Annotated in this window: 5 protein-coding genes; 3 read left to right on the forward strand and 2 right to left on the reverse strand. The window is 46.5% G+C overall.

Going from position 1 to position 16,634, the window contains the following annotated elements; all coding sequences use genetic code 11:
• Positions 1-17: 17 nt before the first annotated feature.
• Together OCV29_RS02210 and OCV29_RS02215 are read right to left on the reverse strand one after the other, a co-directional pair.
• Positions 18-383, reverse strand: a complete 366-nt coding sequence (locus tag OCV29_RS02210; protein WP_073601931.1) for a hypothetical protein — start codon at positions 381-383, stop codon at positions 18-20.
• Positions 384-441: 58 nt separating this feature from the next.
• A complete protein-coding gene (locus OCV29_RS02215) occupies positions 442-807 on the reverse strand; it encodes a hypothetical protein (protein WP_139281478.1) in 366 nt (121 codons plus the stop codon).
• A gap of 349 nt (positions 808-1,156) precedes the next feature.
• Between OCV29_RS02215 and OCV29_RS02220 the strand changes: the two genes are divergently transcribed.
• The 3 genes from OCV29_RS02220 (at position 1,157) to OCV29_RS02230 (ending at position 16,554) form a co-directional block, all read left to right on the forward strand.
• Positions 1,157-1,486 (forward strand): hypothetical protein, encoded by a 330-nt coding sequence (locus OCV29_RS02220; protein ID WP_139281477.1) that lies wholly within the window; start codon positions 1,157-1,159, stop codon positions 1,484-1,486.
• A 64-nt stretch (positions 1,487-1,550) separates the two neighbouring features.
• A complete protein-coding gene (locus tag OCV29_RS02225) occupies positions 1,551-8,600 on the forward strand; it encodes an RHS repeat domain-containing protein (protein ID WP_073601928.1) in 7,050 nt (2,349 codons plus the stop codon).
• 697 nt (positions 8,601-9,297) lie between these two features.
• Complete coding sequence (locus OCV29_RS02230; protein ID WP_073601927.1) at positions 9,298-16,554, forward strand: non-ribosomal peptide synthetase; 7,257 nt, start codon at positions 9,298-9,300, stop codon at positions 16,552-16,554.
• The last annotated feature ends 80 nt before the right edge of the window (positions 16,555-16,634 follow it).

Genomic DNA, 16,634 nt, shown 5'->3' on the forward strand with positions numbered 1-16,634 from the left:
CATTGAACTTACAACTTTTAATTACTTAATATTTCTACACCATGGACATTAAGACCGTAGTTAGCTGCACAAGTATGATCTAACAGCAACATGACTTTTTTATTTTGTGCTTGTGCTGTAGCCAAAATTGAGAACATTTGCATACTAAAATCAGAGTTATTATCGTAATGATAGGTAGCCATTTTCTGCTCATTGGTGACACTACAAGTTGTATTTGGTGTTTCTGCTACATGAACAGTCATCCGATGAGCACCGTCGTAATATCTGGCTAGTTTAGTAATTGTGAATGGTCCATGCCATATTTGGTTCGTACCTGCATGTGTGGTTGCATATGTACTACAGGAAAGAAATAGTCCTAAAATAACAAGTAATATAGATTTCATATTTTGCTCCGGAGATTTTATGCTTTGACAGCCTCAGCATGTTGGGGAGTAATAAAAATTAATCAGATAAAATCTCAACACCGTGAACATTCAAGCCATAGTTTGCAGCACATGTTCTATCCAGTAATAACATAACCTTTTTATTTTGTGCTTGTGCTGTCGCTAACACTGTGAACATTTGCATACTATAATTACTGTCATTGGCTGTCTGGTAAGATGCCATCTTCTGTTCGTTGGTGATACTACAGGTTGTACTTGGTGTTTCTGCTACATGAACCGTCATCCTGTGGGCTCCATCATAATATCGGGCTAACTTCGTGATAGTAAATGGTCCGTACCATGTCTGACCGTTTCCAGCATTTGTCGTTGCAAATACGCTAAGAGAGGTCATTAACCCTAGTGCTAAAATAATTAGTTTTCTCATGTGCTTAATCTTCCGGTTGTAATATACTGAACTGAATAGTCAGAAATTCTGACTATTGTAAATAATTTTAAATTAATAATTCCTTATATTTTTACCTGATAAAAAATTAAAATCAACTTATCAAAATATTAGTTGATAGTGATCTATGCCATAATAAATTTATTTTTCATACAATTAAGTTCTCTTTATAGTTAGTTATTTTTTTTAAAATTTTTTTATGATATTTTAAAAAATATAATGCTTAGATTAAAATATGTATCCAGTGTCATAGTAATGTTAGTTATATAATTTATGACCTTGTTTTTATTATGATTTAATTAATTTTATTCGATTGTGTGTCAGGTGGGAAGTGATAATTAATCGTTGGCTAGTGATTTTTTTTATAGGTTCAGTTCTGGTTGCTGGTATTAATATTCTGCTTTGGTATAACGATACCCAGACAGAACCTAATACATTTTTGTCGACTGAAGAAAATGTTCAGTCACCTGTTTCTGCTCATAAAAAAGAACCCTTGACAGTAGAAAAAATAAATCGTCAGGCTCCGGTCAGACAACTTCGTAAGGTGTTGATTCATGGTGAGTTAGGTGAGTCTGACCATGTGCTCTCTTCACAAGAGATCGACCAACAAACACAGCAACTAGAACAAGAGCTAAAATCGCTCAGTTCGGAAAATGAATAATATTATTTATCATATCATGTCGTGATGTCACAACAATGTTAAGTAGGAATGGGATCATAAATCTATGAATAAGCTCGCCGGCCTGTTGGGTCTTTTAACCGCTTCCGTGTGTGCTCAAACTGTTTCTTATACAGAAACAGTCGGGACGTTGCCTGGAGAACTGAGTATTACTCAGGGAATCGCCTCTTATCAAATACCTTTGGAACTACCTGATGGGCGTGGTGGAAATACCCCGCAACTGGCGATTGAATATTCCAGTCAGGTTGACAGTCATTCATCGATGGGCGTTGGTTTTACTTTAAGTGGCCTGACATCAATTGGACGTTGCAGTAGCAACCAGTTTACCGATCAGCAATATTTACCGGCAGAAAATAGCCCGCGGGATAAGTTTTGCCTGAATGGTTCCCGAATGGTTATTGCTGATGGTATCCGGGGCGAAGATGGCTCCGTTTATTTCCTGCAGCAAGATAACCTGACCCGGATTTCACTGACAAATAACGCCTCTGATTCTGGCAGTTACTTTGTTGCTAAAACAAAATCCGGTGAGCAGATGACTTATCGTTTTCATACGCAGAGTGGTCTATGGCTGTTAAGTGAAACAACAAATACGACGCAGACGAATCCAGTGAAGTATACCTATACGGATAACGGAGATATTTCCCGGATTAGTTATGATATTTATCAGGTTGATTTTAAATATCAACCCATGCCAAATTCTGATTTTCTGTTATCCCGGAAAAACAAGGTTGGCAAACTCTATTCATCTTCTGAAAGGCTGACCCGCATTGAGCTTTCAGCCAGTGATACGCTGAAAACTTATTATAAAATTAATTACCAGCCAAAAGGGGAGACTCAGGTTTCCTCAATTGATGGTCATCTTGTTCGCTCTGTTCAGTATTGTGACAGCAGCAATCAATGTTTGCCGGCAACCACTTTTACCTGGAACAATATTCAACAGCCGGCAGCAGATCAGGAATTTTTCAGTCAAAGTACTTTGAATACTCAAATGGGGAACTGGGGTAAGAAGACGCCAGCTGGCTGGAGTGGTTACCCGATTTCATGGTGGACTGATGTGACCGGGAATGGTGATTTTGATTTTTGTAAAACAGCATCGTCCGGGATGAATTGCCATTTTAACGTGGCGGGGGAAAACCATGAGATTGCCTTTACTTTAACAAATTGGGGAAGCGCTGACTCTCATTGGTGGTTGGATCTCAATGGTGATAACAAAAATGAGTATTGCCGGGATGATAATCAACAGTTGGTTTGTACGACTTTTTCACGTGATGGTAGTCAAAAATCGGACCAATATCCTTTACCTGATCTCGGTGTCAAAGATTATCGTTGGTGGCAGGATATGGATGGTGACGGGGTGACAGAGTTTTGTCGCCGGGTGACAACCGATCTGGTTTGTAGTCAACTGGAAAAGCAAGATTCAGGTTTCCTCTGGAAAGACACCCTTCATCTGAAAAATATGACCTGGGAGAAAGGTGCTCAGGTCAGCTGGGTCGATCTGGATGGCAATGGCAGCCAGGATTTATGCCGGATTGCAACGACAGGTGCAATGACTTGTACCTTGTTCAATGGCACTGAAGTGAAAGGTGCTCAGGAACGTCATTTTTCATTGACTAAAGCTGGCGCCAGTGACAAGCGATGGTGGGTCGATATCAATGGTGATGGTGCCAGTGATTTATGCCGCGCAACAAAGAATAGTGCCGGAAAAGAGATTGATTTAACTTGTTCTTATGGTTCTTTGGAGCAGGTTACAGAGCTGAATAATGATTTGGTGCTGGAAGGTGGCACAGACTGGGCTGGCACCTGGGGAGATACCGGCAAAAGCTGGTGGCAGGATTTCAATCAGGATGGTGTGATTGATTTCTGCCGGGCGATAGGCACTCAGGTCTCATGTACGAATATCAATCATGAAAACTATCGGTTTAAGATCACTTCGTGGGGAGATGGCAAACGTTGGTTTTTCGACCTCAATCAGGATAGCAAACTGGATTTTTGTACCAGTCAATCTGGTCAGCTCAATTGTGCTTCAGCAAGTACGCCTGCCCGTCAGTTTTTATTATCCAAAGTCACAAACGGATTGGGGATGACCTCTCAGGTCTGGTTCGGTTCTTACGGAGCGCATACGGATCGTACCAAGCTAACACCACCAGAATTGCCGATGCGTTCACTTTCACTTGCCAGCCAGGTCGCTTACCGGTTGGATGCGGATAACGGAAGCGGAAAAACCAGTTATGTTTTCCGATATGGGCCGTATACTTATCATGGTGCTGGTGAACGAAGCGGCGGGTTCTCATGGATCATGCAAAGGGAGTTCATTAATGGTAAGAACAGCCGTAACCATTACGTTGAGTTATATACGGCATTCCCTTATACCCAGCGGACAAAACATTCGCAGGAATATCTTGCAAATGATGATCAACTTGATGCGACTTGTTCCAAATGTAATGAGGATAGTTTCTGGAACTATCGTCACCTCACATTGACCAGAGAGTCAGAAACTGCTTTTGGGTATAAAACACAGACACGAACCGGTCAGGCTTATCAGAAATCACAGCTTGAAGTGAATACAAAGGTACAAAGTCTTGCCAGTAAACCGTATCAGCTGATTCAGTATCAAAATCAATATTATGTAAAGAAACCAGAGATGCATGTGCCGATAGCCGGCTCGATTATCGTGCCGATCTCACCATCACCGCAATATTATCTGGCAGAAAATTTTGCAGAAATTTCAGAATTATCTCATGGTGCGAAAGCAACTTTGACGGCTGTATCTCAGGATGTTGCCGCACAGCTTGCTTTGCAACCGATACAGCAAGAAGTTACTTATATTGTTGATCCTGTTCAATATCAGCAAGTTCTGAGCAATACACCAGTTACTGTTTCACACGAAACCTATCTGGTTTATGAGACAACCCGCACGGACAAAGAATATGATCTGAGTAAAGACCTGCTCAGAACGATTGTCACATCCAATGAACAGGTTGATGATTATGGTAATCCTGCGAAAAGCGTGACTGAGACAACCGGGATCAACCCGGTCAGTGGGGTAAGCGAGTCATATAAGACCGAAGTTGAAAAACAATACAGCAATGATAATAGTGCGAAGTGGCTGATTGGTCTTTTGACTCATGTACAAACTACTCATATTCATGCTGATGGCAGTAAAATTGTCCGGTCATTGGTGAATGAATATGATCCGGACACCGGTCTGTTGCTCAAAGAAACCAAGAACCCAGGGAATTCGTTAGCAGTGACAAAACAATATCACTATAACGATGAAGGTTTCCCTGAATCTGAAACGATTTCGGCTCAGCAAAACGGAAGTCAGTCCAGCCGGACAACAGCATCATTGCAAAACTTTTCACAGGCTACGCTGACTGAATCCCGGACCGATCCTATGGGACACCAGATCCGGACGGTGTTTGATCGGGTCAATAATTTGACTACAATTCGCGATATCAACAACCTTGAATCCCGGATTTATAAGGATAGTTTCGGTCGTAAGACAGAGATCTGGCAACCAACAACAAATGGATTTGTGAAAACCTATATCAGCTATTTATCAGCATCAGCCAGCCAGTGTGGTCCGGTGCCATCAGGTGCTGTGTATTGTAAAGTATCACAAACCAGCGGTAAGCCTGATGAAGCTGTTTTCTACGATCTGCTTGATCGTGAAATCCGTAAGTCACATAAGGCATTGAATGGTAAGTGGGCGATAGTGGATAGCCAATACAATGCGCTGAATCAGGTATTGTCTGTGACACGTGCTTATTATCAGGGCGATGTGCCACAATATACTTATAATCACTATGATAAATCAGGTCGGCTTGTTTCTGTGTCTGAACCCGGACCCGCGGGTAAAGACAGTAGTTGGGTGACTTATACATACAGTCCGTTTGTGAAAGTTAAAACGGATGCAAATGGCAGAAAACATTCAACTTACACTAACGTCATGGGGTGGCAAATTCAGGTTAGTGAGGCCGAAGGTGGTAAGGTTTCTAAACATTACTACGCCGACGGTTCATTAAAACAGGTGACAGACTCGGGCGGCCATACAGCATCCTTCCAGTACAACATTCAGGGTAAAAAGATCTACCACAAAGATCCGGATCTGGGTACCTGGACATATGTTTATGATGGATTTGGTCAGTTGCAAAGCGTTACGGATGCAAAAGACCAAACGTCTGCGATGACCTATGATGCGCTTGGCCGGATGATAAAACGCACCGAACAAACAAAACAGAGTGGTGAAACGACTAAAAACCGGACGACAATCTGGGCTTATGATGCTGTTTCAGATAAGAATGGGACCCGCCGCTGGAATGGTGCGTTGCTGCAAAGTGAAGTAAAAGATGAGCTGATCGAGAATTACTACTTTGATACTGCCGGCCGGAAGATTAAAGAAGAACAGATTACGGAAGATCAGACATTTACGCGCTCATTTGAGTATAACACTTTGGGACAATTAGTGAAGGAGACCCGACCTGATAACTTTACGCTGAACTACAAGCGTGATAACACGACGGGGATCAATACGGAAATCTGGGGAGATATTACTCAGGCACAGGTGAATTTCAGTGCTGAAGAATATCAACAGGTCATTCTGCCGTTGATTGATCAGGCATTGGCCCGTGCGAAAGATTATCTGCAAAAAGTGAAAGAGCTTCGGGCACAGCAATACTTTTATCAGGCGCGTCAGGAGGAATATCAGGCACTTCAGGATCATGTCATTTCTGTTGATGGAGCTTCTGAGAATGCAAAATATGCGCAAAAGATGTATGCCGAATTACATGGACGTGCATTAGATGTGTATACCGATGAATATGGCGAAGAATATTATAGGGTGCCTGACCGCACTGTTATCGTGAATGGTTCGATGATGATTCCGGTTATTCAGTCCCCCCAATTCCATCTTAAGCTGGAAGGCAATGTTTTACGTCAGGTGAGTCTGGAAGAATGGGCAGCCGTTGAAAGCAGCCTGACATCTTCTGATAAGGTGGCTTATTACGGTAATTATACGCCGGAAGGTACATCAGGACTGGCAACGTTTACGCTTGACCGGGATGATCCGCTTTATGATCAACGGATGCGCCAGATGTTCACCCGCTTGAACACACTGGCAAGTGATATTCAGCGTGCTCAGTATGTTCAGGATCATATTAATCAAAAAGCAACCACCTATCTGGAAGCGGCAAATCAGTTGGTGAATCTGGTGAAACAGGTCAAACTGGTGTCACAAAAATATCGTTCTTTGACGACGTCGAGTGAGACAGAAGCTGAGCAGCTGCAAGCATTGAAAGATGATAACCCATCTGCCGGGCGTCTCAGTTACTGGAAAATGAGTGATATGGATGCTGAAGGAAGGATTACAGCTGAGGTTTATGGTAACGGGTTGATCAATAGCTATGACTACCATGAAGGCAGTGGTCAGTTACTGAATGTTTCAACCCGTCAGGGAAGTAAGCTGATTCGCTCGCTTCAATATACGTATGATCGTATGGACAATGTGACCAGTCGTTACGATATCGTGAATGATATTTATGAAACGTACAGTTATGACAAACTGGATCGCTTAATTTCGAACCGCCTGACGGGGACAAATGGCAAACATATGGATAATCCACTGTTTAATCAGACGTATACTGTGAAATACAGTACGGGTGGAAATATCGTTTATAAATCCGATGTCGGTAATTATCTGTATGCGGATGCTTCTCACGCTCATGCAGTAACGAAAGCTGGTGATGCGACATATACATATGATAATAACGGTAATATGCTGTCCGGAAATGGAAGAAGCTTTGTCTGGACTGGTTTCAATAAGCCAGAAAAGATGACTTCGGCTGATAGTTGGGCTTCATTCAAGTATGATCAGGACAGGAAGCGCTACTTTAAGCAAAATAACAACGGTGAGAAAACGTGGTATTTTGATAAATCTTACGAACGTGTTGAAGGAACTGATGGCAAAGTTACCCATAAGCAGTATGTTTATGCGGGTGGTCGCCTGATTGCTGTCAATATCGATGTGAAAAAGACCGATGGTGACGGAAATGATGCTTCTGTTGATCGACAGGTTCGTTATAGTCATAGTGATGCTTTACAATCAGTAGATATGGTTACCGATATCTGGGGGAACATTGTTACCCGTAAAAATTATGACGCATGGGGTAAATCACGTGCATTTGAATGGGCTAAACCGTCTAATTATGTTGCACAGGCGCTGATGATGAACCGGACTTATACCGGCCATGAAGAGGTGACAGAAGTCGGACTGATTCATATGAATGGACGGGTGTATGACCCGATACTGGCTCGTTTTATCAGCGCTGATCCTTATATCCAGGCACCGGATAATACGCAGTCTTACAATCGCTATAGCTATGTTGTCAATAATCCGATGAAATACTCAGACCCATCGGGGCACTTCTTTAAGAAGTTGTTTAAGAAAGCACGTAAGCTGTTGAAGCGAATTGCTAAAAATGTTTATCGGGAAGTATCTAAGAGTAAGTGGGTTAATGATACCCTCAGAGGCTTCTCCTGCTCCGTCGGGATGTTGGGATGTCTGTTATACGATGGGTTTATGACGCTTGGGAAAACAGGTTCTTTCACGAAAGCGGGGATATCAATGGCGGCAAGCTTTATTACGTCAGTTTCTGTAGATATCGGAGTTAAGGTAGGGAAATGGGTTCAGGAATTAGCGCTGAAAGCATCACCATATTTGAGTAAAGCGGTGAATGCAACTTTGTCATGGACAGGGATGGATAAACTCGTCGGTCTGTTTACCGATAAAAATGTCGGGAATCTGGCCTCGAAAGCAGCTGTATATGGTGCTTACAAAGGATCGAGTAAATTTGTCACTAAAGAGCTCAATAAACTGGCAGATTCGATGAAGAAAAATGCGAATTCGACTGAGACTGGTACGATTGCCCATGCGAGAAGCATGATAGCTTCTGCGGCTTCTATAACCAGTTCGCGTGGTGTTTCAGCGCAGCAGAGTCGTTCTCAATCAACGGCCGCTTCAGCCAGAACCAATCCATTGTCGGTATATGACACAACGACAAGTTATCAGCAGGATGTGCAGAGAGCCGCGGCAGGCTAGTTCACGTATTTTCAATCCCAATAGGAATCTGATGAAAAAACCTGACATTGATGTCAGGTTTTTTACTTGTTTGATAGCGATATTATCCTGACGATAAGCACTGATAATCCTATTTTAAAAGCCACTTTACTCCCTGACTTCCTCCCCCCATGCCAACTCTTTATAATTGTGTTTTATATCTTATTATGATATCTATTGCACTGCGTTGTGTTGTGTTACTTTGAAGCCACTGATGAATAAGTGACGGCTGTACATTCAAATATATCTTTGATGTGATTTGTTCTTTATTTCGATCGCTGAAGACACTGTCAGCTGTTTCTGCCTGTGAGAAAGACGATACTGACATTATCCCTTACAGATAATCCTGTTTTCACTCATGACGAGCGATTTGGTTGCAGTTTTCCTGCCTCAGGCGCTCAGGGTTTCAGTTGATTCAGAAGTTAATGTATATACCCAAAACTGAAGTTGCGCTCAAAGCGTGAGTCATAATAATTCCTGTATGGCCGGAGCTGGCAAAAGTATTGCCGAATATCAGCTGAGCAAGTTGGTTGTTTCTGAAAATAAAGGGATATTAAAAGAAAAGATACCAATCGCATAAAAGGTTTGAACATCAGAATGAGTTTGGCGGAGCAAGCGTCATTAACGTGATAACAACTTCAGGTATGTCCGGTATAAATTATATATAAGGTATACCATAATGTATAAAGAATTAGGCTGGATCCAGCAGACTCTGCTTGATCAGTTTCATCACCGTGCCAGTGAAATCGCTTTGCGGGACTGTGCTTCACTTCCGCATCAAATTTACACCTATCAGGACGTCGAGCATAAAATAAGCATCATTTCTGAATACTTACTCCCGCACTATAGCCAAAGAGCACTGCTGTTGCTTCCTGGTAGTTCTTATTTTGTGTTCAGTTTTTTAGCCTGTGCGATGTCAGGCGTGACGGCGGTACCGGTCAATCTGCCCGGAGAGAAAAGAATCCGCCGGGTGAAAACCATGCTGACCCATATCATGAAGGACTGCGATCCGAAAATTATTCTCGCCATGTCTTCATCCAGAGAAAGTATTGAATCACTGGGATGGAATCAGGAACGGCAGGTTATCTATCTGGATGAATTATTTGAAACTCATCAGGGGTTCTCACTCACCCAAACGATGTTCCGGGCGCCGGTTGCACCCGTTATGCTGCAATATTCGTCGGGGTCGACCGGGGTACCGAAAGCGGTGTGTAATTATGATAAAAATATCATGAATCACCATCACTTGATGGTCAGAATGAATGCTGCTGTTGACGGTATACATACGGCAACATGGTTGCCTTTTTATCATGATCTCGGATTGTTTTATGGCTTATTATTTCCGCTTTTCTCCGGCGGGAGCTGTACCTTTATCCGGCCAAGTCAGTTTGTTGCGGATCCGTTGTCATGGTTGTCTCTGATTGGACAATATAAAGCAACGATTATTACAGCGCCCGACTTTGCTTATCGTTTATGTGTGGATGCCGTTGATGAAAAAGAGGTTCCCGGACTTGATCTGTCCAGCCTGCAAGTCGCCTTAACCGCGGCAGAACCGATCCGGCCTGAAACCGTTGACCTGTTTCAAGACTACTTCCGCCCGGCAGGCTTTACCCCGGACATGTATATGACCGGTTACGGCATGGCAGAAGCCACACTGGTGGTCAGTTATAAAAAAATCGGCGCACCGATGATTCGCAAAACGTTTGATGAAAAAGCACTGGCACAGGGGATTGCCAAAGAGACGCCACAGGGCCGGGAATTGATTGGCTGCGGTAAAGAATTTGGCAGCTGGGATTTGAGAATTGTGGATCCGGATACCTGTCTTCAGTGTGAAGCGGGTCAGGTGGGTGAAGTCTGGATGAGCGGTGAATGTTTACCCGCAGGGTACTGGAATCAGCCAGAGCTGACAGCAAGTGTCTATCAGGCAAAACTGGCCGGGCAACCCAGTGATAAGCACTATTTACGGACCGGTGATTTGGCTTTTCTTCTTGAAGGTGAGCTGTATATTTGCGGACGAATTAAGGATGTGATTATTGTGGCGGGTGAAAACCATATGCCCAATGACATGGAAGCGACCATTGAAAAATACTGTGAGCTGGTAGATATCGGTGGTGCCTGCTTTGTTCAGGATACTGAGACCGGCGATATCAATAGTATTTGTGAAGTGCACCGTCATACGCCTGAAGAATATCTGGAAAGTCTGGCTCAGGATATTTACGCCCGGGTGCGTCAGCATCATCACTTGCTGGTGTCCCAAGTCATTCTGATCCCCAAAGGCCACCTCAAAAAAACTTCCAGCGGTAAAATCCGCCGCCGTCATATGCTGATGGATCTCAACAATGAGACATTGAATGTTTTATATCGTGCATCATTTAATGACATCAACAAAGAAGAGATTGCCCTTCGCACAGCAGACGGGAAGAGCGCAGAACCTGATTTCATTCTGTCGTCACTAAAAGCCGTGCTGGGAGAAGAGATTATCGATGAAAAACAGGGTTTTGCAGATCTGGGTGTGACCAGCCTTGTCGCTGCCCAATGGTGTCGGCAGCTGGCCGGACATTATGGGTTGTCCATGTCTCCGACGATCCTGTTTGCTTACCCGAATGTAAAAGCACTCCGCCAGTGGATCCATTCCCGTCTCCCATCTCAAGCGACAGAACAGTCGTCAGTTTCGGCCAGAAATCAGCAGGTTGCTGTGGTTGCAATCAGTTGTCGTTTACCCCGTCAGGAAGCAGACTCATCCTGGCGTGACTATGCTGACTGGCTGATGAAAGGTGAGTGTGCCGGAAAAATGCTGGCTTCGGATGATCGCCAGTTTTCCCTGCCGGTCGGCTATCTCGAAGATGTGGATAAGTTTGATGCCCGTTTCTTTGGTCTTTCTTCTCAGGAAGCCCGGTTGATGGATCCACAACAGCGTTGGCTGATGGAACTGGGCTGGCATCTGTTTGAGCAGGCCGGGTGGTCTCCTGCACAAATCAAAGGACAAAAATACGGCATTTATATTGGTCAGGGCAGTCAGGACTACAGCGATATGGTCGTCAGCCAGAATCATGAAAAGTTTGCCAAAGGGTATTTTGTCACCGGGAACTCCCGAAGTGCGGCGTCCGGCAGACTGGCGAAATACTTTGGACTGAGAGGTCCGGCAGTCACGATTGATACGGCTTGTTCTTCTTCTTTGGTGGCCATTGATGCCGCGGTGAAATTCATTCAGTCCGGTAGCGGTAATACCGCCATTGCCGGTGGGGTGAACTTTCTGCTTTCAGCATCGAATGAACAGGCATTGATCAGCGCAGGCATGCTCTCTCCGGATGGTTGTTGCTCAACACTCAGTGAGCAGGCCAATGGCTATATGCGCTCCGAAGGGGCCGGATTAATCCTGCTGAAAAGTTATGATGCTGCGGTTGCTGATGGCGACCCCATCCTGGCTGTGATAGAAGCCAGTGCCGTCGGGCAGGATGGTGAGAGCAGCAGCCTGACTGCGCCCAATCCTTTAGCGCAGGGGGCAATGGTTCAGGATGTTCTGGAACAAAGTGGCTTATCGGTTGATGATATTGATGCCGTTGAAATGAACGGCACCGGCACAGCGTTGGGGGATTCGATTGAATTGCATGCGCTCGACAGTGTGTATAGCCACCGTCAGAAAGCGTTGAACTTAACCACCTTTAAGCCTCAGCTGGGGCACTTTGAGTCAGCTTCGGGCGTGGTTGGGGTGATTCATGCTGTCGCGCAGATGCACCAGCAACACTTGTTTGCTCATCCGGGCTTTACCCGCTTCAATCCGCACTTGTCGGAATGGATGTCCCGCTATGCATTCAGTCGTCATGTGCGTCCTGAGAAACTCAGCCGGATGGCTGTGAATGCGTTTGGATTTACCGGCACACTGGCTCATTTGATCTTGCGTCATTATCCACAGGATTCAGACTGGCCAGAGGCGGGGCAATCGCAAACCGATCTGTCAGAAACGGATCTATCAGAAACGGATCTGTCAGACACAGATCAGCAGTCAGCTGCGGGTTCGTCGCAGCCGCCATTGCGTCAACCGACGGTGAACCGTTTCCCGCTGACCGCAGCCAGTGAACACAGCCTGCGTGCTCTGGCGGCACGCTGGAAATCACTGTTACAGCATCAGCCTGATACGATGCATCAGCCGCTGATACAGGCCTGGTTATGTAAACGGGAGCACGGATTGCCGGTCCGGGTGTGTCTGAAATATGCAGATGTTGCTGACCTGACGGCACAACTCGATGAAATCGCCTGTGGCATTTTGCCGGACAGTCAAACCGCCGGTTCTGAGGTGGAACTCTGGTTGCAGGGAGAGCACTATGACTGGTCAGCTTCTGTCAGCTATCCGATTTTCCCGGCAACGGTCATCAACTTATTGCCTTTGTATCCTTTCTGCCGGGAGCGTTACTGGATTGAGTTGCCTGAAGCAGCTGGTGCTGTTGATTCACTGGGCGCCGTGGCTGAAGCTGCCGTGGATGGGCATGCATTTATCACCCGCTGGCTGAAAGAGGCGCTGGATATTGAGACAGACACGCTCTCTGATCAGGACAATCTGATTAATCTGGGACTGAATTCTGTTCAGCTGATTGATTTTGTCGATGAAGCACGAAAAGCGGGCGTTCATTATGAGCTGGTTCGTCTTTATGAGCATCCGACGATTCAGGGGTGGCTGTCCCTGTGGCATCAGGAAACGCCGGTCTCAACATCGCAGGTTTGTGCAGAAAACTGCCCGGATGATGTCCTGAGCCAGCCCTTTGAGCTGACCAATATTCAGCGGGCTTACTGGCAGGGCCGGAATCCTGATCTGGTTCTGGGGGGCGTGGCCTGCCACGCTTATCTTGAATTTAATTGCCCGACGCTGGATACCGACAGACTCAGCGATGCCTTGAATGCGCTGGTTCAGCGTCACAGTCTGTTGCGGATGAGAATGAATGCAGACGGGGCGGGTTATTTTATTGCATATGAACCGGCCCGGATAACGGTTTACCCGTGGCAGGATCTCAGTGATTCAGAAGCGCAGCAAAAGCAGCTGGAACTTCGGGAACAGTTGCAAAGCAGAGTACCTGATTTGCGTACGGAGCCGGGATTTGCGGTTTGTGTCAGCCAGACAGCGCAGGGAAGCCGTTTGCATGTTGATGTTGATATGGTGATTGCTGATGCCATGAGTATTGAAATTCTGCTCGATGATCTGGCCGGTTTCTATACGCATCCTGAAACGACTCAAGCGGTGGAACCCACGGTTCATTTCCCTGAATATTTGCACGATATCCGGACAACAGGCGGCTCTGATGTCGATCAGGCGTACTGGGAAGCTCAGATTCCGGACCTGCCCGGTGCACCGGCACTACCGCTGGCAGTCCGGCCGGAGCAAACCGGAAAGCCCCGCTTTGTTCACCGGCAGTGGCAGTTACCGGCTACCCGGTGGACGGCATTGCAACAGGCCGGTTATCAGCACCAGATTACACCATCGATGCTGTTGGCCGCTTGTTTTGCTGAAACCCTCCGCGGCTGGAGCGATCACCGGGAGTTCTGCCTGAATCTGACGATTTTTAACCGTCGTCATGAAACGCTGGACATTGCCGATATGGTGGCAGACTTCACCACACTGATGCTGCTTGCCTGTCGTCCTTCGGCTCAGGATACCCTGCTGGACAATGCCCGTTGCTTAAATGAAACCTTTATGGCCGGGCTGGATCATGCCCGTTTTGATGCGGTCAATGTGCTGCGGGAAATGTCGCGACAGTCCGGTACTCAGGTCATGATGCCGGTGGTCTTTACCAGCAATATTGGTCATGATTTCCTCCCGGATTATCCGTTCGGAAAAATTGATTATGTGGTTTCTCAGACACCGCAGGTCTGGCTGGATTGTCAGGTCCGGCAGGACGACGGCAATCTGGTGATCAGCTGGGATTCTGTGGATGAACTGTTTCCTGAGCAGATGATCGATCACATGTTTGACTTTATGGGGCGCTTAATCACGTCGCTGGCTGAACAGCCTGAACGATTATCTGAACCGGTTCATGCCTTCCTGTCAGACGAACAACTCGAACAACGCTTTGTCAATAACCAGACAAATCTGATACCGCTTCATCACCGGACGCTGCATGGACGTTTCTTCGAATGGGCTGAGTCTCATCCCGGCCATATCGCCCTGATTGACGAGCGGGGTTCTCTGACCTATCAGGAACTGGCGGAAAGGGCAACCGGGCTCGCATATCGTCTGTATCAGCATGATGTGTGTGTCGGCGACCGGGTTGCTGTCATTCTGCCGAAAGGACGGGAGCAAATCATCGCAACACTGGCCGTGCATGTGGTTGGGGCTGCTTATATACCACTGGATAAAGAACAGCCTCAGCAGCGCATTCAACAGATCATTGCTCAGGCATCTCCCCGCTGTCTGGTGGCCGACAGCAGTGCAGAAAGTTATTCTCTGCCCGTGATTGATATTGCAGATACCGGCGCAGCAAGACTCGAGCAACCCTGCTGGCCGAGGTTCTGGCCGGGCAATGTGGCTTATATCATTTATACATCCGGCTCAACCGGTGTACCGAAAGGGGTTGTCACGACGCATCAGGCCGCAGCCAATACCATTGACGATATGATTGTTCGCCTCTCACTGAATCCATCGAGCCGCTCGTTTGCATTGTCAGCACTGAATTTTGATTTATCCGTGTTTGATATCTTTGCGCCTCTGGCTGTCGGCGGGGCGGTTGTCGTGCCGGCAGAAGCGGACCGTAAGGAAGCCCGGTGCTGGTTAGAGATGATCAATCAGCATCAGGTCACGGTCTGGAATTCGGTGCCTGCATTGTTTGAAATGTTGTTAATTGCAGCAGAAAGCAGCGAAGTATGGCACTTGCCGGAGACATTAGAGCACGTGTTACTTTCCGGTGACTGGGTCGGACTGGATCTGTATCCGCGTTTGCATCAGCAGAACCCGCAGACAAAATTGCTTGCTTTAGGTGGTGCAACCGAAGCGGCTATCTGGTCCAATGCATTTCCTGTTTCGCAGGTTGATCCGCAGTGGCGCAGTATTCCTTATGGTTATGCGTTGAGTCACCAGTCTTACCGGGTGATGGATGAACAATGCCGGGATTGTCCGGACTGGGTCATCGGCGAGCTGTGGATTGGTGGTGAAGGCGTCGCGCAAGGTTACTTTGGCGATCCGGAGAAAACCGCAGCTCAGTTTGTCGTGCATGAAGGTCAGCGGTATTACCGGACCGGAGATACCGGCCGTTTCTGGCCCGATGGCGTGGTTGAGTTTTCCGGCCGTCGTGACAATCAGGTGAAAGTGCACGGGCACCGTATCGAACTTGGCGAAATTGAGCATGTTGCATCTGCTGTTCCGGGGATTCAAAAAGCGCTGGCGCTGGTCACCGACGCGCCGTCAAAACAGATTCTGCTGTTTGTGGAAACCGATGACCCGGCAATTCAGGCACAGTTAACAGAAGACTATATGCCGGTGCCGGAACATGGATTTTCATCACAGGAGAAAGCATTGGTTGCACCGGTACTGAGAGCGCAGCTGCCGGACTATATGTTGCCACAGCACATCGTCTTATGCCGGAAAATTCCGCTGACGGCGAACGGCAAGCTTGACCGTAAGCAGCTGACCGTGATTGCTCAATCGATTGTTTCTGACAGTCAGCAGCATGAATTCGTCGCGCCTTCAAGCCCTGAAGAGATGCTGCTGACACAGGCGCTGACTCAGGTGCTGTCCTGGCCTAAACCGCTGAGTGTGACTGATAATTTCTTCTCCATTGGCGGGGATTCACTGACGGCGATGCAGCTGACGTCTGTACTGGAAAAGCAGCATGGTGTGATCTTGTCGCTGCGCACGATTTTCAATCATCAGACCATCGCCCGGATTGCTCAATCTATAGAGATTCCGCAGTCAACGGATGCGGGTGTCGAGTATGAAGAAGGGGCGCTTTAGGCCCGCCGGGGTTGAGGCTGTGATGTTGTGATGTATCCGGAACTCAGGATCTCATGGCGCAGAGATCCGGTATCAGATGC

The organism is Vibrio aerogenes (genome assembly GCF_024346755.1).
In the GTDB taxonomy this organism is placed as follows: Bacteria; Pseudomonadota; Gammaproteobacteria; order Enterobacterales; family Vibrionaceae; genus Vibrio; species Vibrio aerogenes.